At 56.6% G+C, this 21,283-nt stretch carries 17 protein-coding genes; 8 read left to right on the forward strand and 9 right to left on the reverse strand.

Annotated features, from left to right (window positions below; genetic code table 11):
- Together ACT3R7_RS12605 and ACT3R7_RS12610 are read left to right on the forward strand one after the other, a co-directional pair.
- Positions 1 to 1,003: branched-chain amino acid ABC transporter permease (locus ACT3R7_RS12605; protein WP_496199228.1), on the forward strand; the 1,003-nt coding region annotated here is incomplete at its 5' end.
- Entirely contained in the window at positions 1,003 to 2,328 is a 1,326-nt protein-coding gene (locus tag ACT3R7_RS12610) for a branched-chain amino acid ABC transporter permease (RefSeq protein WP_193091498.1), read from the forward strand. The genes ACT3R7_RS12605 and ACT3R7_RS12610, both read left to right, overlap by 1 nt.
- A gap of 78 nt (positions 2,329 to 2,406) precedes the next feature.
- On the opposite strand, the gene ACT3R7_RS12615 is transcribed toward ACT3R7_RS12610, so the two are convergent.
- From ACT3R7_RS12615 to ACT3R7_RS12625, 3 genes are all read right to left on the reverse strand, one after another.
- Positions 2,407 to 3,618 (reverse strand): ABC transporter substrate-binding protein, encoded by a 1,212-nt coding sequence (locus ACT3R7_RS12615; protein WP_192536478.1) that lies wholly within the window; start codon positions 3,616 to 3,618, stop codon positions 2,407 to 2,409.
- 120 nt (positions 3,619 to 3,738) lie between these two features.
- Positions 3,739 to 5,277 carry a phospholipase D family protein gene (locus ACT3R7_RS12620; protein WP_496199229.1) on the reverse strand — a complete coding sequence of 513 codons (1,539 nt, stop codon included), beginning with the start codon at positions 5,275 to 5,277 and terminating at the stop codon, positions 3,739 to 3,741.
- Complete coding sequence (locus ACT3R7_RS12625; protein WP_193091496.1) at positions 5,270 to 5,506, reverse strand: hypothetical protein; 237 nt, start codon at positions 5,504 to 5,506, stop codon at positions 5,270 to 5,272. The genes ACT3R7_RS12620 and ACT3R7_RS12625 overlap by 8 nt, the downstream gene beginning before the upstream one ends.
- 67 nt (positions 5,507 to 5,573) lie before the next feature.
- On the opposite strand from ACT3R7_RS12625, the gene ACT3R7_RS12630 reads away from it, so the two are divergent.
- Both ACT3R7_RS12630 and rapA read left to right on the forward strand, forming a co-directional pair.
- The gene (locus ACT3R7_RS12630; protein WP_193091495.1) at positions 5,574 to 6,377 is read left to right on the forward strand and encodes a TlpA family protein disulfide reductase; all 804 of its coding nucleotides are present in this window, start codon (positions 5,574 to 5,576) and stop codon (positions 6,375 to 6,377) included.
- A gap of 115 nt (positions 6,378 to 6,492) precedes the next feature.
- Complete coding sequence (gene rapA, locus ACT3R7_RS12635) at positions 6,493 to 9,438, forward strand: RNA polymerase-associated protein RapA (protein ID WP_193091494.1); 2,946 nt, start codon at positions 6,493 to 6,495, stop codon at positions 9,436 to 9,438.
- Between the two features lie 3 nt (positions 9,439 to 9,441).
- Here rapA and ACT3R7_RS12640 read toward each other — a convergent pair whose 3' ends face one another.
- Complete coding sequence (locus tag ACT3R7_RS12640; protein WP_193091493.1) at positions 9,442 to 10,353, reverse strand: TIGR01777 family oxidoreductase; 912 nt, start codon at positions 10,351 to 10,353, stop codon at positions 9,442 to 9,444.
- A gap of 508 nt (positions 10,354 to 10,861) precedes the next feature.
- Here ACT3R7_RS12640 and ACT3R7_RS12645 point away from each other — a divergent pair.
- Together ACT3R7_RS12645 and phrB are read left to right on the forward strand one after the other, a co-directional pair.
- Entirely contained in the window at positions 10,862 to 11,782 is a 921-nt protein-coding gene (locus ACT3R7_RS12645) for a MerR family transcriptional regulator (protein ID WP_192536472.1), read from the forward strand.
- Positions 11,783 to 11,879: 97 nt separating this feature from the next.
- The gene (phrB, locus tag ACT3R7_RS12650; protein ID WP_193091492.1) at positions 11,880 to 13,292 is read left to right on the forward strand and encodes a deoxyribodipyrimidine photo-lyase; all 1,413 of its coding nucleotides are present in this window, start codon (positions 11,880 to 11,882) and stop codon (positions 13,290 to 13,292) included.
- A gap of 15 nt (positions 13,293 to 13,307) precedes the next feature.
- On the opposite strand, the gene ACT3R7_RS12655 is transcribed toward phrB, so the two are convergent.
- Positions 13,308 to 15,140 (reverse strand): putative bifunctional diguanylate cyclase/phosphodiesterase, encoded by a 1,833-nt coding sequence (locus tag ACT3R7_RS12655; protein ID WP_193091491.1) that lies wholly within the window; start codon positions 15,138 to 15,140, stop codon positions 13,308 to 13,310.
- 369 nt (positions 15,141 to 15,509) lie between these two features.
- Between ACT3R7_RS12655 and fabA the strand changes: the two genes are divergently transcribed.
- Both fabA and fabB read left to right on the forward strand, forming a co-directional pair.
- Positions 15,510 to 16,025 carry a 3-hydroxyacyl-[acyl-carrier-protein] dehydratase FabA gene (fabA, locus tag ACT3R7_RS12660; RefSeq protein ID WP_018917764.1) on the forward strand — a complete coding sequence of 172 codons (516 nt, stop codon included), beginning with the start codon at positions 15,510 to 15,512 and terminating at the stop codon, positions 16,023 to 16,025.
- Between the two features lie 12 nt (positions 16,026 to 16,037).
- Complete coding sequence (fabB, locus tag ACT3R7_RS12665; RefSeq protein WP_192536469.1) at positions 16,038 to 17,255, forward strand: beta-ketoacyl-ACP synthase I; 1,218 nt, start codon at positions 16,038 to 16,040, stop codon at positions 17,253 to 17,255.
- A gap of 101 nt (positions 17,256 to 17,356) precedes the next feature.
- On the opposite strand, the gene ACT3R7_RS12670 is transcribed toward fabB, so the two are convergent.
- The 4 genes from ACT3R7_RS12670 to ACT3R7_RS12685 all read right to left on the reverse strand — a co-directional run bounded on the left by ACT3R7_RS12670 (position 17,357) and on the right by ACT3R7_RS12685 (position 21,220).
- On the reverse strand, positions 17,357 to 18,091 hold the full coding sequence (locus ACT3R7_RS12670; protein WP_193091490.1) for a lysophospholipid acyltransferase family protein: 735 nt from the start codon (positions 18,089 to 18,091) through the stop codon (positions 17,357 to 17,359).
- Positions 18,088 to 18,978, reverse strand: coding sequence for a sugar nucleotide-binding protein (locus tag ACT3R7_RS12675; RefSeq protein WP_192536467.1), 891 nt, complete (start codon positions 18,976 to 18,978; stop codon positions 18,088 to 18,090). The genes ACT3R7_RS12670 and ACT3R7_RS12675 overlap by 4 nt, the downstream gene beginning before the upstream one ends.
- A gap of 76 nt (positions 18,979 to 19,054) precedes the next feature.
- Positions 19,055 to 19,744 (reverse strand): single-stranded DNA-binding protein, encoded by a 690-nt coding sequence (locus tag ACT3R7_RS12680; protein WP_193091489.1) that lies wholly within the window; start codon positions 19,742 to 19,744, stop codon positions 19,055 to 19,057.
- A gap of 99 nt (positions 19,745 to 19,843) precedes the next feature.
- The gene (locus ACT3R7_RS12685; RefSeq protein WP_192536465.1) at positions 19,844 to 21,220 is read right to left on the reverse strand and encodes an MFS transporter; all 1,377 of its coding nucleotides are present in this window, start codon (positions 21,218 to 21,220) and stop codon (positions 19,844 to 19,846) included.
- Between the last annotated feature and the right edge of the window lie 63 nt (positions 21,221 to 21,283).

Consider the following 21,283-nt stretch of genomic DNA (forward strand, 5'->3'; position numbering starts at 1 on the left):
GAACGAACTGGTCTTTTTTATCAATAACGTGGTGATTGCCGGTAGCGTTACCGGCTCGATTTATGCCATTGGCGCCATCGGGGTAACGCTGATTTTCAGCATTATGCGCTTTGCCCATTTTGCGCATGCCGACATGATGACTTTCGGCGCATTTATGGTACTGCTGCTGACCACGCTCTTCCCCGCCGCCGGGGCGAGTATCGGTGTCCCTACCGCGCTTATCATGCTTCCTTTAGCCATGGTGCTAACCGCCGCGCTGGCGGTGGGGATCGATAAGGCGTTTTACAAACCGCTACGCGCGCATGGTGTTAAGCCCATCGTGCTGGTGATTGGCTCATTGGGGGTCACCCTGATGCTGCAAGGGCTTATCCGGCTGTTTTCAGGCACCGGCGGCCAGAGCCTGTATGTGGATGACCGTAAGGAAATCTTCCGCTTGGCGCTGCCCTTTGAAGGCGTTCGCGCGCCGATCGTGATTACCGAACCGCAGCTGTATCTTTTCGTGATCACACTGGTTGCCGTGGTGGCTCTGCATATATTTCTTAACCGTTCGCGGTTGGGCAAAGCCATGCGGGCGATGTCGGATAACCCCGAGCTTGCCCAGGCCTCGGGTATCAACACCAACACCATCGTAGCGGTCACCTGGGTGATTGCGGGCGGTTTAGCCGCGATTGCGGGCACACTGCTCTCACTGGATGTAACCTTCAAGCCCGACCTGAGCTTCTTCCTGCTGCTGCCGATCTTTGCCGCCGCGATTGTCGGCGGGGTCGGCCATCCCTACGGCGCTATCGCGGGTGGCTTTGTGGTGGGCTTTGCCGAAACCCTGGCGGTGTTTAACTGGAACGTATTGCTGCGCCCCTTCCGCGACAGCCTGCCCGCTTGGCTGGAGCTGCCTTCCAATTTGGCCTTCGTGGGTACCGAGTACAAGATTGTGGTGCCGTTTTTCATTCTGGTGGCCATTCTGGTGTGGCGTCCTACCGGCCTCTTTAAAGGCAAGGTGATCTAATGAGCAATTCAACAGAAACCCGCGATCCAACCTATACGCCGCGTGACGCCACGCCTACACGGCGTTTTCCCGTACGCGAAATCGTACTTTTTGGTGCGCTCTTGGCCGCCATTCTGGCGGTTTATGCCTTGATGGGTGCGGCCTACAGCACGCGCATGCTGGTAGAGGCCGCCTGCTACGCCATTCTGGCGCTGGGCCTGACCATTCAATGGGGTTACGCCGGGCAGTTCAATGCCGGGGTGATGGGGTTTGTCGCCCTCGGCGGCTTTTGCGCCATGCTGTTCAGCGTGCCGGTCAACGATGCCTTCTGGGGCACAGAGCTTCCTGGTGAGCTTGGCCGCGTGCTGCTCTACGGCGTGGCTGCCACCTTTTTAGTGGTAGGCGCCAGCCGGCTTGACCGCCTGGGCGTGCCCAAAAAGCTGCGCACCTTGATTACCGTGGTGCTGGCGCTTGTGCTGTATCTGATGATTATCAGCCAGCTGCGTGAAGTGACCAGCCAGATCCAGTCCCAGGCCGGGTTTGTGGGCGGTTTTGGCCTGCCGGCCTGGGTAGGTTGGATCATGGGTGGCGCGCTGGCCGGCGGGGTGGGCTATTTTATCGGCCACGTATGTCTGGGGCTACGCAGTGACTATCTGGCGATTGCCACGCTGGGCATTGCCGAAATCATCAAGGCATTTTTGAAAAACTCCGACTGGCTGACCCGCGGTACCGCTACCGTGTCGCCGCTGCCCTGGCCCACGCCCGGCCCAGCAGAGATCGGCTTTACCCTTTCCCGCGCGGTGTACCTTTCGTTCACGGCGGTGGTGATTGCGGTGATCTTCTTTCTGCTTCACCGCGCCTATCACGCCCCCTGGGGGCGGATGATCCGGGCGATTCGCGATAACGAAGTGTCTGCGGCGGCCATGGGTAAGGATATCAACAAGCGGCGCCTGGAAATCTTTGTGCTGGGCTGCATTTTAATGGGCCTAGGCGGCGGTATGCTAGGCACCTTCAATAGCCTGTTCGACCCGCAGGGCTATTTGCCGCTCAACCACACTTTCTTGGTCTTGGTCATGGTGATACTGGGTGGCCCCGGCAATAACCTGGGGACCATTTTCGGTGCCGTGGCGGTGTATATCATTTGGATCATGTCAGAGCCTTTAGCGTTATTTTTAATGCAGCTGGCCGTAAGCTTTGGCGAAGGTGTATTTGGCTGGGACGCGCCGAGCAACCTGGATAGCCGGGCGCTGCAGGCTCGGGTATTGGTCATCGGCATGCTAATCACACTGGTGCTGCGGTTTGCGCCTAAGGGACTATTACCTGAAAAGATCGCCCATCACAGTTAATACCCAACGCACTAAAAAGCCCCAGTCCTTGACCGGGGCTTTCTGGTTTTAAATAGCGTGTTTCTGCGTCAGATGTCCTTACAGGTCAACCTGCCCCTTGCTAGTAAAGGTGCCGTTTTCGACCGCCATTTCTACAACTACACCAGGCACATCGCCATTTTCATCAAAATCGTGAGAGCCGGAGGCGCCTTCGTAGTTGATCTCGGTGCCAGCGGCAATCAGCTCGACTGCTTTCTCCCACTCGCCGGGCAGGATCACCTCGCCTGGGGCGCTGGAAACGCTGCGCAGCGCATCGACCAGGCCTTCACGCTCAGCGCTGCCGTTCTGTTCAATAGCCAGCGCCAGTAGGAAGGCGGCGTCATATGCCTGGGCAGCAAAGACTGCACTTGGATCGAAGCCTGCGGTTTCAGCAGCGTCGGTGAAAATCGGCGTGCCGGGAAGATCCGGGCTACCCGGGCGGGTGGCGATCATGCCGTCGAGCACATCAGCGCCGATAGCCTCAATCAGGCTGTCGCCTACCATGCCGTCAGCGCCTACATATTGGGTAAACATACCGCTTTCATAGGCCTGTCGGAGCACCGTCTGTCCCGAGGTGTCGGCATAGGCCAGCACGACCAGCGTATCGACACCGCTTGCCGAAAGCGAACCAAGCTCCGAGCGGTAATCGGCACGGCTATCTTCATGGGCAAGATTTTCGGCCACTTCGCCGCCGCCCGCTTCAAAGGCCGCGCTAAACGCGTCGGAAAGGCCGCGGCCGTAGTCGTTATTGACGAAGGTCACGACGACAGCATCAATTCCCTTGTCCAGCAGCAGCTTGGCGAGTATTTCCCCCTGGAAAGCATCCGAGGGTACGGTACGAAATACCAGATCGTTGTCATCAAGCTCGGTGACGGCAGGCGCTGTAGAAGCAGGCGAGACCATGACCACGCCACCAGGGATGGCTGCGTTGTTGGCCGCCGCAATGGTTGCCCCGGTACACAGCGCGCCGACAATCGCGGTCACCTGTTCAGAGTTAACCATGCGGTCAGCGGCGTTGGAGGCCGCTGAGGCGTCGGAACAGGTCGTATCGCCTGAAGGCATGACCAGCGTTTGACCATCCAGGATCCCGCCCTGTTCGTTTACTTGTTGAACGGCAAGCTTCGCGCCTTCAAAGATAGGTGGCGTAAGACTTTCAATTCCCCCGGTAAAACCACCCAAGAAGCCAATTTTGACCTCCTGCGCCTGAGCCATCCCAGTCAAAGCAAGTGAAGAGGCCGCCACGGCGGTGGCTAATGCGCGTTTATTGATCATATTGTTCGTCGCTCCCAGTAAGGTAAACATTTTCGCGCTAAAGCACGAAAACTCCCTTTAATCTGGAACCACTGCGCGAAAAACACAAGCACCGTTTTCTAACGTTTCTTTGATGCAAGGTTACAGCCAACGCTCCAATCGGAGCGTATGGCTCAGCCAGGCATTAAAATGCTGCCATGTGCTGCCGGGCTCTTCGGTAAGCACCTGAGGTTCGCCGCGATGCTCAAGTTCCCAGTTCAGAATATTGTTGTCATCCAGCACCACACGGTAGCTAATCGCCGGATCCCGACCAACGTTCACCAGCGTGTCAAAAGCCTCCATCAAGGTATCGCTGCTCACCAGCACGCCCACTTCGGTATTCCACAGCACCGAGCGTGGGTCGACATTGAAGGAGCCGACAAACAGCTGATCATCAAAGCTAATGGCCTTAATGTGCAACGCGGAGGCTGAGGCACCGGGAACGCGCATTTCGTTATCATCGGTTGAGCCATTAGCTTCCTGCTCAGGGCGCAATTCATACAGCGTTACACCATGCTCCAGCAGCGTCTTGCGCCAGGGAGCATAAGCACCATGCACAACCGCTGCATCGGTGGATTCCAGTGAATTGGTAATAATCTCGACCTGAACGCCTTGGTCTGCCAGCGCCGTTAATCGCGCAACGCCACGCTCCGTGGGTACAAAATAGGCGGAAATCAGGATTAGTCGTTCTTTAAGCTGAGTATTAGCCGTTAGATCGCCAAGGAGAGTGTCTTTCCAATCAGGAGCGCCGCTTTGGGTAAGTTTGCCCGGTGCATCCCACAGCGCCAGCCCTTCGCCCCAGTGCAGCTCTTCCCAGGGCGGCGTATTGTACGACTGCTGGCGCAGCTCAGAGAAGTACGCCGAGTCGGCATTATCGTCCAGCCACGCGTTGAGTTCGGCCTGCAGCGCCTGCCAGGCATTCGCCGACACCTGATGATAGCGCTCGATGGGCTGGGCCAATCCATGATTCCAGTAAAGGTCAAAGCTTTGCGATAGCGTCGGTACAACCTCGCCAATCGCCACCAGATCAAGGTCGGCGAAATTACGTGAATCGTTGGCGTCGAAATACTCATCCCCCAGATTACGTCCGCCGACAATCGCCACGCTGTTGTCAGCGATCCAAAGTTTGTTATGCATGCGCCGGTGTTGCTGCGCCGGGTTGGCCACCGAGGCTAAAACACGCGTCACCAAGTGCCCCCTGCCCACTGACACCGGGTTATAGACCCGCACGTAAATCCCTGGATGGCTCGCCAGAGCCGCCAGGCGTTCGCCCTGGCCCACCGCGCCCATATCATCCACCAACAGCCTGACGCGCACGCCCTCTTCCGCCGCCGTTAATAAGCGCGAGAAAACCAGGTTAGTGGTTTGTCCTTCGCCCAGCAGGTAGGTTTGAATATCCAGTTCTCGCTGAGCCTGCTTGATCAGCCCGGCCCGCACCCCGAACGCTTCCTGTCCGTTAGCCAGTAATCCAAAGCCATCGGGATCGGTTTGCTCAGCCAGGGCCTGCTGTGCCTGCCCACCGAGCCAGGTTTGCCGGGCGTCATCCAGCGCCAGCGCGCTATGGTGCTCACGTACTACCGACTGAGCACAGCCGGCAAGCACCACACACAGAGCAATCGAGGCCAGCCATCGTTTACCCATGGTCGTTATCGCCCAGCCGCTCTGCGTGCTGTTTGCGCAAACGGTTACGGCGATACACACGCACCAGGGCAATCGCTAAGGCAGTGGCGAGCATTAAACCAAGCGCTAGCCCCTGCCATGGGCGCGCTGCGTCGCCCAGCAGAGTTTCCAACGTGATAATAGCGATCAGGCCCAACGCCTGAGAACCAATGGCCAGCGCGCGCAGCACATCAAAGGCTGGTTGAGGCATAGACAAACTCCGTAATTTACAGCTCACGTGATATGGTCACGTAGTGTACCTGCTTATCGGGAAGACCATGAACGCCATTGCCCTTGGGCCATTATTGATTTCATTACCCAGGCTATACGCCATTGGCTGCGCACTGCTGGTATTGCTGGCCGCGCGTTACTTACTGCGCTTGCCACCGCCGCTCTTGCAGCGCTGGTTCACCGGGCTGATCTTTACCTGGTTGATCGGGGCGCGTATAGCGCATATTACGCTTCATCTGGAAAGCTACAGCGCCGTCCCGCTTGATGCGCTTAAAGTCTGGCAACCGGGCTACCACGGCATTGGTGGGCTGTTAACCGGCCTGCTATGGACGGCCTGGACGCTTCGCAAGCGGCTATCAGCGCTACTCGGCGGCACCGCCATTCTTCTCGGCGCCTCTGGCCTGTGGCTGATTCTGGTATCCCTATCACCCTTGGGTAGCTCATCGGGGGTAAGCCAATTACCCGAGGTCAGCCTGGAAAACGTTGACGGCGAGGACGTTTACCTGCCGTCGCTGGCAGACGGCAGTAACCGCATCATCGTTAATTTATGGGCCACCTGGTGCCCGCCTTGCCGACGCGAGATGCCGTTACTCGAAGAAGCCGCTCAGCGCGAGGGGGTTAACGTGGCGGTGATTAACCAGGGCGAGGATTTATTGCCCATCGTGCGTTATTTGGACGCACAGTCGCTGAATTTCACCTATGCGTTACGCGACCCCGGTCAAACGCTAATGACCTTGTTGGAAGCGCCTGGACTGCCCACCACAGTGCTTTTTGACGGCCAGGGCAATACGCTGGACATCCACGTTGGCGAGCTTACTCGTGCCCACCTTGAACGCTGGCTGGAAGATTGACGCCAATACACCTTAATCCCCCGGCGCCTTTGCGTTAGAATCCCCCGCCCTACTGCTGTCGATGGTGCGCCCTCGGCAGCGTAAGACCCGTTTTTGTAGACTTCCCCGAGGCATCATGAGCGATTTTTCTCCCGGCCAGCGCTGGATTAGCGACGGCGAAGCTGAGCTTGGACTCGGCACCGTGCTTAACTGCGACGCCCGTAGCGTTACCATTTTGTTCAGTGCCAGCCAGGAAACCCGTACGTATAACACGCGCCAAGCGCCTCTGACCCGCGTGATGTTTGGCAGCGGCGACCGGGTGCTCTCAGCCGACGGCTGGCAGATGATCGTTGATGACAGTAAAGAGTCCCACGGTCTGATTACCTATATCGGCGAGGATAGTGAAGGCGCGCTCCGCGAGCTGCCTGAAGCCAAGCTTGCCGACACCATGCAGTTTGATCAGGCCCGCGACCGCCTGCTGACAGGCCAGGTGGACCGCAACGACTGGTTTGACCTGCGCTTTCGCACCCTGCACCACTTTCAGCGTATCGAACAGCATAGCGCGCTGGGATTTGCCGGGCCGCGCATCGATTTGATTCCGCACCAGCTGTATATCGCTGATGAAGTGGCTAACCGTCACGCGCCTCGGGTTTTGCTTGCCGACGAAGTGGGTCTGGGCAAAACCATTGAAGCTGGGCTGATTCTGCACCGCCTGCTATTGACGGGCCGTATTGAGCGGGCACTGATTTTGGTGCCTGACAGCCTGACGCACCAGTGGCTGGTAGAGCTTCTGCGCCGCTTCTCGCTGAACGTCAGCCTGCTTGACGAGCACCAGAGTCAGGCCCACGGCAGCGCCAATCCGTTTGAGAGCGCCCAACTGGTGCTGGCAAGCCAGGGCTGGTTGTTTGCCAATATCCATCGCCAGGACCAGGCGCTGGCCAGCCGGTTTGATCTGCTGGTCGTCGACGAGGCCCACCACCTTGATTGGAGTGCTGAGGGCAGCGGCCCAGGCTATCAGTGCGTAGAGCAGCTCGCCGCTGAGATTCCCGGCTTACTGCTGCTAACCGCCACGCCTGAGCAGATGGGCATTGAAAGTCACTTTGCCCGCCTGCGCCTGCTGGACGCCGAACGTTACCACGACCTGGAACGCTTCAAAGACGAAGAACGCCACTACAGCGCTGTCGCCAGCGCCATCGACGCTTTAGATGAACTGCCCGCCACGCCGGACGCCCGAGCCCGGGTAGATGCCGTGGCCGACGACCGCGACAGCCAAGCGCTATTGGCAACGCTGTGCAACGCTGAAGCCAGCGAAGAGCAACAGGACGCAGCGCGTTATCAACTGCGCGACGCCTTGCTTGATCGCCACGGCACGGGACGGGTGATGTTCCGCAATAGCCGCCGTCATGTTGGAGGCTTTCCCGAGCGCCGCCTGCACCTCTCTTCGCTTGAGCTACCTTCAGCGTATCGCCGCGTGCTGCGCCGCCTGGAGCGCGATGATGACTACCTGGACGAGCTGCTGATCGAAACCGGCATGGATCACCCGGATGTATTGATCTACCCGGATGCCATGTACCGGGAGCTGCGCAACGACCCGCTCAACGGTGAAGCCTGGTGGCATATCGATCCACGGGTTAACTGGCTGCTGGATAAACTCAGCGACGATAGCGAGTCAGGTTTTGCCAACGATAAAGTGTTGGTCATCGCCCACCACCGTGAAACCGCCGAAGGGCTTGCTGAAGGGCTGCGTGTATTGGGCGGCTACCAGGCACCGGTCTTCCATGAAGGGCTGTCGCTGGTCGAGCGTGACCGCGCCGCCGCCGCGTTTGCCGATGAAGAAGAAGGCGTACAGGTACTCGTTTGCTCGGAGATTGGCTCAGAGGGGCGCAACTTCCAGTTCTGCCGCCACCTGGTCATGTTCGATATGCCCCAGCACCCAGACCAACTGGAGCAACGCATTGGGCGTCTGGACCGTATCGGCCAGAAGCACGCCATCGAGCTACACGTGCCCAGCTTTATTGGCAGCCCCGGCGAGCGCCTGCTGCGCTGGTATCACGAAGGCATGGACGCATTTAGCGCACCCCACGGCATCGGTAGCGACCTGTACGAGGCCTTTGGCGATGCGCTTGCCGATGCGCTTCTCGACGATGAAACGCTGGACGAAATCATCGCTGAAACGCGGGAAATGTTTACCGCCAAGCTGGCTGAACGTGATGCGGGTCGCAACCGTCTGCTGGAGCTTAACGCCTGTCGGCCGGCACGCGCCCAAGAGGTGATTGCGGCAGTACGTGAGCTGGATGAAGATACCGCGCTCCCGCGCTATGTAGAGCGGGCGCTGGATGTATTTGGCGTGGACAGCCAGGAGATCGGCAAGGGACTCCTTCATTTGCAGCCCAGCCAGCATATGCTGGACGGGCTGCCCGGCCTGGTGAAAGGTGAAGAGGGTTTTACCACTACTTATAGCCGCTCTCAAGCACTGGCCCGGGATGATGTTCAGCGCCTTTCCTGGGAGCACCCGCTGCTGCGCGAAATGATGGAGCGCATTTTAGACGGCACCATGGGTAATACCGCTCTGGCGCTGCTGCGTCACACGGCCATTCCCAGCGGGCGCCTCATGGCGGAGCTTATTTTCCGCACCCACTGCCCGGCACCGAAGTCGCTGCACCTTAACCGCTTCTTGCCGCCGACGGCCGTACGTGTGTTGCTTGATGAGTCAGGTGCCAACCTGACCAGCAAAATCTCGTTTACGGGTCTGGGTAAAAATCTACAAAAGGTCAATAAATCGCTGGCGCGGGATTTAATCAAGAGTCGCCATGATCAGCTTCGCGAACTACTGACTCAAGGCGAAGGCGAGGCAGAACGTGAGCTGCCCAGCATTGTAGAGGCCGCTGAAACGCGTATGCGCGCCCAGCTGGATGCCGAGCTTGCCCGCCTGACGGCGCTCGCCGAGCATAACCCGTCGGTACGCGCCGAAGAGCTGGATGCCTTGAAGCAGGAACGTCAGGCGTTGAGCGAAGCAATCGAAAACACTCGCCTGCGGCTGGACTCCGTTCGGGTAGTGATTACGGTCGACCCGAACGCTTAAAACTCAATCTCGCTTTAAAATCTCTGCAAGCGCCTTATCGAGCGTGGGGTACTGAAACTCAAACCCCGCCTCGATAAGGCGCGCCGGGCGCATGTCCGCCCCGGTTAGCAGCAGCCGTGACATCTCACCCAGGCCTGCTTTTAACACAACGGCAGGCACTGGAAATATGGCCGGACGGTTAAGCCGTTTGGCCAGCGTTTTGGAAAACTCGGCATTAGTTGCCGGGTGCGGCGCACTGCCGTTAAAGGCGCCATTCAGGCCCTCTTTTTCCAGCAGGAACACAATCGCATCCACCAGATCCTCGCGATGAATCCAGGGCATATACTGCTCACCACTGCCAAAGCGCCCGCCTAGCCCTAGCTTAAACGGCGGCAGCATTTTTTGAAGTGCCCCGCCTCCTGCATCCAGCACCAACCCCGTGCGTAAAATAGCCAGACGTACGCCCAGCGCTTCAACAGGTTTTGCCGCAGCCTCCCATTTAACGCACAGCTGATGGGCAAACTCGTCGTGTGGTGGCGTTTCCTCGGTCACCATTCGGCTTCCCTGATCGCCGTAATAGCCCATCGCTGAGCCGCTGATCATGACCTTGGGTACCGGCTGACCGTTGGCCTGCAACTGCTCGCACAAGGTAACCAGCTGGTGGGTAGCTTTGATACGCGACTGCACTAGCTTGGCTTTTTGCGCTTCGCTCCAGCGCTTGGCCGCGATTGGCTCACCGGCCAGGTTGATAATAGCGTCCGGCGGCGTGTCTATAAATCCAAGCGCGCTATCACGAATATCGCATTCATCAGGTAACTTCCCGCTGGCTTTACGCGGGTGCCGGGATACCACCTGTACCAAATGCCCGTTTGACAGCAATTTTTCGCAAAGGCGCTGGCCAACAAACCCACTGCCCCCGGTCACTACTACACGCATGGTGCCACTCCTGTTAATCACGCCACGATAATCTGCCGTCAATTAATGACTAAGCATTAATGCTGTGACGACAGACAGAGGTTGTTAGCGATCTAACCCTCAACGCTGGTTATGCTCACACTAGTGTAGTACTACGTGTCGTGCTACGTGCACTACCTATACATTAGTAACGCGCTCGCTTTCATGGAAATAGCTTTGGTAATAGCTGTGTAGAAGTTGCTGATTTCATAAACATAGGTTATAGAACCTTAATAGGCCAGTCGGTCTAATAACATCACGCACTTAGCTCAACTTTACATTTCTGTTAATTGCTGAATTAAATGCAAAGGTTGTACCTGATAGCGACAAGTTGTACAAAGAGAGCTACGATAGTGCGCAACCCCTACTATTTTCATTTACCATTTTCATTCAAGCGACACTACATGGACTGTGGATCATTTTTGCCCCAGCGAATACGAATAGCCGTTTATGTCCTGGAGCTTCAGACAACCAAGAGGCAAAGGCGCCCATGAACACCAAGGCGACCCACCCACCCGATACCCCGCTCTATCCGATTCGGGAAGTATCCCGTTTAACGGGTGTGAACTCGGTCACCCTGCGCGCCTGGGAGCGTCGCTACGGTTTAATTCGTCCCAAACGCACGCCTAAAGGCCACCGCCTATATGCTCAGGACGATATAGCACGCATTGAACGCATCTTGCAGTGGCTTAACCGTGGCGTACCCGTAAGCCAAGTAGTTGATCTGCTTGACCAGCCTGAAACGATAGAAGCGCCTGCACCGGATGCTGGCGACTGGATCAGCCAGCGACAGCAGTTGCAAACGACGATAGAAGCACTCGATTTACCCAAACTGGAAACGCTTTATCACCAGAGCCTCGCTCTTTACCCGCTGAGCATTGCGATTAACGAGTTGTGGCAACCGGTTATTTTGGCGCTGGAAGCCAAATGGGCGATTCAACCCGATAATCTGGTACGCCGGACTCTGGAATCCTTTCTACGCAGTCAGGTGGGCACGCGGCTTCATTACGCTAACCAGTCAACGCGTGGCCCTTTGATACTGCTTAACGCGATGCCCGATGACCCTGGCCCGCTATGGGTGCTGATGGCAGCGCTTATGGCCAGCGAACAGGGCTACCGTATCCAGATGCTCGATCATTCGCTGCCCCTGGAAGACCTGCCCCAGGCTGTTGCACGACTGCACTCATCAATGGTGCTGCTGGCAAGCGGCCAGCGCGAAAGCGACAGCTATATCCATACGGCGCTGCCTAATGCTGCTGAAGCTTTAAACGTACCGCTGGGCGTGTGTGGGGAAGTTGCCCGGCTGCGCGATAATGAACTGCGTAGCGGGCCTGTGCACACGCTAGGCAGTGATCTACCCCAGGCCATCGCACGGCTGCGTCCGCTACTCCGAGAGTCGGGCGTTCTATAAGCTTTTTTAGCTTAAGACCGAGTGTTAAAAACCCCGTTTGACTAATGGCCGCTATGAGATATAGCGGCCATTAGTTGTTTATTGCATCGGAGAAAACATGGACGTTCAACTAGTTTGGTTACGAAGTGACTTACGAATTCACGACAATACCGCGTTGGCCGCTGCGGCAGCCAAAGGGCCAGTGATTGCGATCTTTCTGCGCACTATCTCTCAGTGGCAATCCCACGGCCATGGGGCGAACAAGATCGACTTTTGGGGCCGCGGCGTGGAAGCCGTGCAAAGCGCGCTGAACGGGCTGAATATTCCTCTTTTGCACCGTGATATTGAGCATTATAGCGAGGCGCCCCAGGCACTATTGGCGATTGCTCATGAACACTCTGTTCAGCAGCTGCATTTTAATTACCAGTATCCTCTCAATGAGCAGCGCCGCGATAAGGCCGTCATTCAAGCCTTTAAAGAAGCAGATATTACCGCTCATGGCTACCACGATGCCGTCGCCTTCGCGCCGGGAACACTGCTGACCGGCAAAGGTGACTATTACGGGGTGTTCACACCGTTTGCCAAAGCCTGGCATAAGCAGGTCAGCGTTGAACAGCTGGCGCTACGCGATACGCCTGAGCCACAAACGCCGTTATCGATCAAAAGCGATAAATTGCCTAAACTGCCTAAGCTCGATAGCCAATCGGTAGGCCACCACGAATGGCCTGCTGGTGAAGAGACGGCAGGCGACCATCTGGCGCGTTTTTTACGCTTTCGCAGCCGCCATTATCACCAGCAGCGCGATATCCCCAGCGTACGCGGCACCAGCGAGCTTTCGCCCTATTTAGCGCTGGGCATGATTTCTCACCGCCAGTGCATGCAAGCAGTGATGAGCGAAAATGGCGGCCACTTGGCCGATGGCGATGTTGGACTAACCACCTGGGTGAACGAGCTTATTTGGCGTGAGTTTTATCAGCACGTCGCGGTAGGCTTTCCTGAAGTATGCCGCTACCAGCCGTTTCAGGAGCATACCAAGCAGCTTGCCTGGCGTGATGATGACGAAGGCTTTCAGACATGGTGTGAAGGACGCACAGGCTACCCGCTAGTGGATGCGGCAATGCGCCAGATGGTGGCGACAGGCTGGATGCACAACCGATTACGCATGGTCACGGCGATGTTTCTAAGCAAGCACCTGTTGATTGATTGGCGCCGTGGCGAGGAGTTCTTTATGCAACACTTAGTGGATGGAGAGTTTTGTGCCAACAACGGCGGCTGGCAGTGGGCCGCATCGACAGGTACCGATTCCGCGCCCTATTTCCGCATTTTTAATCCCACCACTCAGTCAAAGCGCTTTGATCCAGACGGCGAATTTATCGCTCGATGGCTACCCGAACTTAGCGAGCTGCCCGCAAAGGCCCGCCATGCACCGCCGCACGATATGCTTACTCAAGTGAATTATCCAACGCCGATCGTTGACCATAAAACGGCTCGCCTACGCGCTTTAGAGGCTTTTAAAGCCCTTTCACGCTAGCCGCGTAGCGAGCTTTCATCCTCCTGAGGCGAGGGGTAGCGCCCAGCGCTGCTCCAATTCAGCGGCAGGCAGGGGCCTTGCGAAATAGAATCCCTGGACGATGGAGCAGCCTGCATTTACCAGGAACTGGCACTGCTCCTGTGTTTCTACTCCTTCGGCCACCACTTCAAGCCCCATGCCTTCAGCCATTTCCAAAACGGCTTTGACGATAGCGGCATCCGCCTTGCTGTCCGGTAGTTCTCGAATAAAAGCGCGATCCAGCTTTATTTTATCGACCGGCAGCCGCTTAAGGTAGCCAAGCGATGAGTAGCCGGTCCCAAAGTCATCAATGGCAATGGCGTAGCCCTGCTCACTGAGGGCTTTCAAGCGAGGCCCCATGTCGCCTGCACGCTCATCTATCAATACCGACTCCGTTAGCTCCAGGCCAATCTGCGAGGGCTTTAACTGATAGCGCTTTAAGCACGTGGCCAACTGCGTTTCTAGGTCGCCCTGAAAAAGCTGAAGGGCTGAAATATTGACCCAAATGGTCAGCTTGGGCATGCCGCTGTTTTGCCAGTGTGACTGCTGGGCACACGCCTTTTCAATCACCCAACTGCCTAATTCAGCCATCAGCCCATGCCGCTCAGCCAGCGGAATAAAATCGCCTGGTGAAATCATTCCATTTTGAGGATGCCGCCAGCGCAAAAGCGCCTCCATCCCCAACAGATCCCCAGTACTCGGGTGGTGCTGGGTTTGGTAATGTAGCTCCAGCTGATCACCGGAGATCAGTGCGGCACGCAAATCACTCACCAGCGCCAGCTGTGGGTTATCCTGCTTATCCAGAGCCGGGCGAAAACGCAGATTATGGTTTCGGCCTAACCGCTTGGCGCTATAAAGAGCGGATTCCAGGCGCTGAAATAGAACCCCCGAATCACGCCCATCCTCAGGGGCGCGGCAGCTGCCGATAGTAAGTCCCAGGCGCAGAAGCTGATCTCTAATTTCAAAAGGTCGGCCCATATGCTCACGCAGCGATGCAATCCACGTGTCGTGATCGTCAAAGGTGGTGGTGCGAATCACCATGAATTCATCCCCACCTAAGCGCCCGACCACGCTACCCGCGACATAGCCTGCAAGCCGTTGAGCAAAACGCGCCAGCAACCGGTCGCCCTGCTCCACCCCCAGGCTATCGTTAACCGATTTCAAACCGTCAATATCAACCAAAGCAATGTCCAGGCTTTCACCGGCACGCAGGTGGCGTAAGCGCGATGCCATTAGGTCATGTAAACGACGCCGATTGGGCAAGCCGGTCAGCGGGTCTTCGTACCCGATACGACGCAAGTCATGTTCACGCGCTTTTTGCGCCGAAATATCGGTAAATAGGCTGATAAAATGCGTGACATTACCCTGCTTATCAGTAACCGCACGCATCTTTAACCACTCAGGATACTCATCCCCATGCTTGCGCCGATTCCACATTTCACCTTCCCAGCGCCCGGTCGCTTTTAACGTGCTCCAGAAGGTTTGGTAAAACGCTTTATCGTGGCGGGGGGCGGCCAGCGTTTCCAGTTTGCGGCCGATTATTTCATGACTTTCATAGCCGGTAATTTCCGTGAAGGCCGGATTAACCGCCATCACCCGATTTTGGACATCGCTAATTACAATCGCATCGCTCGCTAGGCTAATAGCGCCCTGAGACAAACGATAGCGCAGGCGCTGTTGGCGTACTTGATGCCAGGCATCCCACAGTCCACAAATGACCAGGCTAGCGGCCACAAGGCGCAACATGGCATCGGGCAGCCAAACACAGGCCGGTAGCGCCATTAAAGCTACCCAAACCAGCGGGCGATTAAGAGAAACTGGTAGCCACATGGCGATTCGCTACGTCCTATCACTGAAAACTGACATTAAATAAATATAACGCTAAGCAATATACGTATCATGCTACCTTACCAAAAGCTTGAATAACGCATATTACGTTAATAGGCCGTTTAAGTGGATAAATTCGCTGACGACAAGTTGGATAAAAAAGCTTACCTTGAACCATCACCACTTAATAAAAAACGTTAGTTATAAGTAATCAATAGCGACTTGCGTGCATTCGGCGGTTTCGGGAAGTAGACTAGGCTAGGCCTCGCGGGCCGTGCCTCGGCGCTAGACGTTACGTTTAGGCCCCGGTGCTATGCCTCGGCTGTAGGTGCCGCACGCGGCCAACAACCATTTTGAACTCGGAACGATTCAGTGACCAAGCAACATTCCTTTGATCGCGAAGAACTGCTGGCCTGCTCCCGCGGCGAGCTATTTGGCCCCGGAAACGCACAGCTTCCGGCTCCCAACATGCTGATGCTTGACCGTATTGCGCATATTCATGAGGAAGGCGGTGAGCATGGCAAAGGCGAATTAATCGCCGAGCTGGATATCTCTCCTGACTTGTGGTTTTTTGATTGCCACTTCCCAGGCGACCCGGTCATGCCCGGCTGCCTTGGCCTTGACGCCATGTGGCAGCTGGTAGGCTTCTATCTGGGCTGGTTAGGCCACCCTGGGCGCGGGCGGGCGCTTGGCTGCGGTGAAGTAAAATTCAGCGGCCAGATCATGCCTGACGCGAAAAAAGTAACTTATCGTATTAATATAAAGCGTATTATTACCCGTCGACTTATTTTGGGTATCGCTGATGGCACCGTATCCGTCGACGGACGCGATATTTATCAGGCTAATGATTTACGCGTTGGCCTATTTACCTCCACTGCGAATTTCTAACAGGAGGCTTCCATGCGACGAGTGGTAGTCACCGGCCTTGGCATCGTGTCTTGTCTAGGCAACGACCAGCAACAGGTCCTTGAAGCGCTCAAAAATGGGCGCAGCGGCATTCGTTTTAAGGAAGAGTACGCTGAGCGCGGCTTTCGAAGCCACGTAGCGGGCAGCATCGATATTGATCTTGATGCCCTTATCGACCGCAAACTACGCCGCTTTATGGGTGATGCGGCAGCGTATGCCTATGTTTCCATGGCACAAGCCATTGAAGACTCTGGGCTGTCTGCCGAGGACGTTTCCAACGAACGCACCGGGCTTATCGCAGGCTCTGGTGGTGCATCAAGCGCCAACCAGGTAGAGGCTGCTGACGTCATGCGCGAAAAAGGCCTGCGCCGCGTAGGTCCTTACCGCGTGACCCGCACCATGGGCAGCACGGTATCAGCGTGCCTTGCCACCCCATTTAAGATTAAAGGCGTGAACTACTCGATTTCGTCGGCCTGTGCCACCTCGGCGCACTGCATTGGCAGCGCAATGGAGCAGATTCAGCTAGGTAAGCAGGACGTGGTGTTTGCTGGCGGCGGTGAAGAAGAGCACTGGACTCTCTCGTGCCTCTTCGACGCCATGGGAGCGCTTTCCACACAGTATAACGACGCACCAGAAAAAGCTTCGCGTCCGTATGATCAGGCGCGCGATGGGTTTGTCATTGCTGGCGGCGGCGGTATGTTGGTGCTTGAAGAACTTGAGCACGCCAAGGCACGCGGCGCCAAGATCTACGGCGAGCTAGTGGGCTATGGCGCCACATCTGACGGCCATGACATGGTGGCACCTTCCGGTGAAGGCGCTATACGCTGCATGCATCAGGCAATGGCCTCCGTGAGTGGCGATATTGATTATATCAACACCCACGGCACCTCAACGCCGGTGGGTGATGTGGCTGAGCTAAAAGCGGTACGTGCAGTGTTTGGTAACTCAACGCCTGCCATGAGCTCCACTAAATCCCTCACGGGCCACTCGCTGGGTGCGACCGGCGTTCAGGAAGCCATCTATTCACTGCTGATGATGCAACACAACTTTGTCGCGGCCTCTGCCAATGTCGAGCATCTCGACGAGCAGGCAGACGGTTTTGATATCGTGACAGAGCGGCGTGACGGCGTAACGCTCGAGCGTGTCTTGTCCAATAGCTTCGGTTTTGGCGGTACTAACGCCTGCTTGGTATTCCAGCGCTTTAACGGCTAAGACCCGACGTCAGTCGTGTCGTAAAAACGGCGCCTTATTTATAAGGCGCCGTTTTTGTAGTTCAATGTTGTGTAGATCAACCGAGATATCTGTCCAGACCACTAACGCTTAAGCGGGCGTGGCACCTCGGAAATTTCCTGTAGCTGACCCTCAATCCAGCCTTCCACCTCGGCAACAACTTCATCAGGCGTACGCCCGTGGGTTTCAATAGGCGCGCCAATCCGTACCCGCAAAACGCCCGGCTGCTTGACCCAGTGGCGACCCGGCCAACGCTCGCCCGCGTTATGGGCAACCGGCAGCACCGGCACACCGGCCCGGCAGGCAACCACGCTACCACTCTTGTTGTAGCGTTTGCGTACGCCCGGGTCTACTCGTGTCCCTTCGGGAAAGATCAGCACAGAAAGCCCTGTGCCTAACCGCGCAACGCCCTGGGTCAGCACCTGTTTCAAGGCACGCGCCGGTTTCGAGCGATCAAGGCTGATAGGGCGCAGCAGGCGCAACGCCCAGCCAAAAATAGGAATACGCAGCAGCTCTTTTTTTAGCACAGTGCATACCGGCGGCTTCATTACCTGCAAAAAGACCGTTTCCCACTCGCACTGATGGTTTGCCTGAATAACACAGGGGCCGTCGGGAATAAGATGACGCCCTTGAATATCGTAACGAACCCCACACGCCACTCGAAACCAAACCATCAAGAAGTGGTTATACAGATTCAGCAGCCGGTAGCGGCCTGACAGCGGTAAAAAGGGAGCAATCGGTAGAAAAAGTACGCCAGAAATCAGCATGGCGAAAAAATACCCGGCATAAAACACCAGGCTACGAACCACATTGATCAAACGGACTCTCCTGTACTGGCGTCAGATAGGTCATCGCGCGTTAAGCACCATGCATCCAACATGCGCCCTACTTCTAACCGCCAGGGTTTCTGATGCACACCAAAGACATCCAGCACTCGACGGCAATTTAAAACACGCCGCAACTTAGCATCGTGATGGTGATTAAGTGCGGTGACGTCGCCAAGCGCAATCTGTTCGCCACGGCCTTCCAAGTGTGTTGCCAATTGGGTACGTACCATGGACGTAAACGTGAAGGCGCTAACGGGCTCAGTACCTGCCAAATGATAGGCGCCCCAGGCATTAGCGCCGCTGGCCTGCTGCTGTAGCATACCAATCAACGCCATTGCCACTGCGTCCACCGATGTTGGGCAACATACGACGTCCTCTGCAGCCCGAACGCTCTTTCCGACCACCAGGCTATCGATAATTTCATTTAGCCAAGCATGGCTGCCTTCAAGCGCAAACAGCGGGCCAAGGCGCACAATCAGATGGCGATGATACTCCGCCCGGATACGATCTCCCGTCATGACCAGCCGACGTAAGCATTCATCGCGCGGCGTGGGCACCACATGCTCGTCAATTGGTTCATCGAAGCCGTCTTCATAGAGCTGATCTGAGACGCACCATACCAGCGGCACCTCCTGAGCAATACACGCTTCCAGGCAACAGTCGACCGCATCGGCATGCGCGCCGACGGCCGCTGGCGTCATGCTTAACGGCTGCGCCAGCGGCGGGATAATCACCGCATCCGGGGCGATCTCCTGCAACTGCGCCGCGGTGATAGCGATGTTCTGCTCAATCACCAGCTCCGTATCCGCGCGACGGCTTGCTTCCCGGGCCAACGCTAAACTTAAGCAGTGCCCTGCATCGAGTATCAGCAGCTTCAAGACAGACCCTCTCCCATCAACGAACGTAGCTAACGAGCATGCGCAACGAGCTTAACCGTTAATCCAACAAGGATGATCAGAACGGAATTTCATCGTCGAAATCGTCAAAGCTACCCGGGTCCGGCGCACCATAGTTGTTTTGCTGGCCCTGTTGCTGCGAAGGCGCGGTATTCTGGCGTGCAGGCTGGCCTTGCTGTGGCGCTGGCTGGGGACGCTGGGCCGGTTGACCGCCCTGATTCTGACCGCCCTGGTTTTGGCCGCCCTGGTTTTGACCACCATAGTTCTGACCACCGTAACCTTGTCCACCAAAGTTATTGCCTTGTGGCGCGCCACCCTGCTGAGGATATCCACCTTGAGGTGCAGCGTCATTACTCTGGTTACTCGGAGCGTAGCTGCCCTGCGGGGCGTTACCGCCCTGGAAATCGCCGCTACGGCCATCCAGCATCTGCATATCGTTGGCCACGATCTCGGTGCTGTAGCGGTCTTGACCGTTTTGGTCCTGCCATTTGCGTGTTTGCAGGCGACCTTCAATATAAACCTTGGAGCCTTTTTTCAGATACTGCTGGGCAATTTCAGCCGTTTTATTAAACAGCACGATCCGATGCCACTCGGTACGCTCCTGGCGCTGGCCGCTTTGGCGATCCATCCAGGTGTCAGAGGTAGCCAGATTCAAATTAGCCACTGCCGTGCCGCTGGGTGTAAAGCGTACCTCAGGATCCTGCCCTAGGTTACCGATCAGAATCACTTTGTTGATACCGCGAGCCATAAGGCGCTCCTTCCATTGTGTTGCGTATAGATAGACATCGACACGCTCATACATAACTTGCCGATGTCACTGATTATTGCCACGGCTGCGGCAGCCGCGCTAGGTTTTTGGGGGAATCAGCCTGGCCAGTGCGGCCCTATCAAGCTGCTGACGATTTACCTTTAAATAGACCAGATGCTCTTCGGGTACCACCATGACGTCTTCGACACCTACAACGTCGGCCAGCCGCTCCATCAATAACTCCCATGTATCTGGGGGCGTATCATGCAGGGCCACCACTTCGCTGGATAGCGGCGGCGGCGAAGGCATTTTCCACATCGCAAGCCACCATAGCAGAGCCAGTACCGCACAGCCGATAAAAACGGCGTCTAGGCCCCACACATTAGCTAACAAGCCTCCCAGCGTGCCGCCTAGAAAAGCGCCTAAAAACTGACTTGTAGAGTACACGCCCATGGCGGTGCCTTTGGCTCCCGCCGGGGCAAGCTTGCTGAGCATTGACGGCAGCGTGGCTTCCAGCAGATTAAAACCAGTAAAAAAAACAAATAGCCCTACGAACAGCCAATGGCCATGGGAGAGCGACGATCCAAGCCCGCCCAGGCTCACCGTAATGGCGCCAATCGCCAACAGGCATACCACTTTGATCTGCTGTTTTTTCTCAGCCACGATCATGAGCGGCACCATAGCCACAAATGAAAGCCCCATAATGCCCAGGTAGGCTAAACCGTGATGCGCCAGCGGTATGCCGGCTTCCTGCAGCCGAAAAGGCACCGCGACAAAAATAGCCATCAGCACCAGGTGCAGTGTAAAAATCGACAGATCCAAGCGCCACAAATCAGGGCGCGTAATCACGCTTTTAAACTGCTGGCGATCCAGCCCTACATCACGGTGATGCAGCCGCCGGGGAGCAGGCGGTACCCAGCGCCATAGAACCACTAATCCTAAAAGCGTTAGCAGCGCCGTAAACCAGAACACGCCGGAAAGCCCCGCCCAGGAGGCAAGCCAGGGACCCACGACCATGGCAATACCAAATGAAACGCCTATCGATAGCCCTATGGTGGCCATCGCCGCTGTCCGCACTTGCTCGCGCGTCTGGTCGGCAAGCAGCGCCATGATAGCCGCCGCCACCGCTCCGCCGCCCTGCAGCGCTCGCCCAATAATAATCCCGCCGATGGAGTCGGCCAGCGCGGCCACGACGCTTCCCAGGATAAAAATAATCAGCCCAAATGCGATAACCCGTTTGCGTCCGATACGGTCTGACAATAGACCAAACGGAATTTGCAGGATGGCCTGGGTAAGCCCGTAAACGCCTAATGCAAAGCCCACCAGCAAGGGGGTCGCCCCTTCCAGCGCGTCGGCATATAGCGCTAGCACCGGCAGGACCATGAAAAGTCCTAACATTCGAGACGCATAAAGCCCGGCCAGGCCGCTGATTGCACGACGTTCAGAGGCCATTAGCAGTGCAGAAACCTTGCGCATAATGCCCTTGTATATGATGGTTGAGGCCAAAACCCTCGAATAACCCCCCATTCTAGCGGTTTG

Source organism: Halomonas sp. AOP43-A1-21 (assembly GCF_052376775.1).
GTDB classification, from domain to species: domain Bacteria; phylum Pseudomonadota; class Gammaproteobacteria; order Pseudomonadales; family Halomonadaceae; genus Vreelandella; species Vreelandella colorata.

Coding starts and splice junctions, on each gene's coding strand:
- ACT3R7_RS12620 (WP_496199229.1), bottom strand. CDS start 5,277: ATGGGTAAACGATGGCTGGCCTCGATTGCTCTGTGTGTGGTGCTTGCC.
- phrB (WP_193091492.1), top strand. CDS start 11,880: ATGGACGTTCAACTAGTTTGGTTACGAAGTGACTTACGAATTCACGAC.
- ACT3R7_RS12680 (WP_193091489.1), bottom strand. CDS start 19,744: ATGGCTCGCGGTATCAACAAAGTGATTCTGATCGGTAACCTAGGGCAG.
- ACT3R7_RS12685 (WP_192536465.1), bottom strand. CDS start 21,220: ATGCGCAAGGTTTCTGCACTGCTAATGGCCTCTGAACGTCGTGCAATC.
- ACT3R7_RS12640 (WP_193091493.1), bottom strand. CDS start 10,353: ATGCGTGTAGTAGTGACCGGGGGCAGTGGGTTTGTTGGCCAGCGCCTT.
- ACT3R7_RS12655 (WP_193091491.1), bottom strand. CDS start 15,140: ATGTGGCTACCAGTTTCTCTTAATCGCCCGCTGGTTTGGGTAGCTTTA.
- ACT3R7_RS12625 (WP_193091496.1), bottom strand. CDS start 5,506: ATGCCTCAACCAGCCTTTGATGTGCTGCGCGCGCTGGCCATTGGTTCT.
- ACT3R7_RS12610 (WP_193091498.1), top strand. CDS start 1,003: ATGAGCAATTCAACAGAAACCCGCGATCCAACCTATACGCCGCGTGAC.
- ACT3R7_RS12615 (WP_192536478.1), bottom strand. CDS start 3,618: ATGATCAATAAACGCGCATTAGCCACCGCCGTGGCGGCCTCTTCACTT.
- fabB (WP_192536469.1), top strand. CDS start 16,038: ATGCGACGAGTGGTAGTCACCGGCCTTGGCATCGTGTCTTGTCTAGGC.
- rapA (WP_193091494.1), top strand. CDS start 6,493: ATGAGCGATTTTTCTCCCGGCCAGCGCTGGATTAGCGACGGCGAAGCT.
- ACT3R7_RS12630 (WP_193091495.1), top strand. CDS start 5,574: ATGAACGCCATTGCCCTTGGGCCATTATTGATTTCATTACCCAGGCTA.
- ACT3R7_RS12645 (WP_192536472.1), top strand. CDS start 10,862: ATGAACACCAAGGCGACCCACCCACCCGATACCCCGCTCTATCCGATT.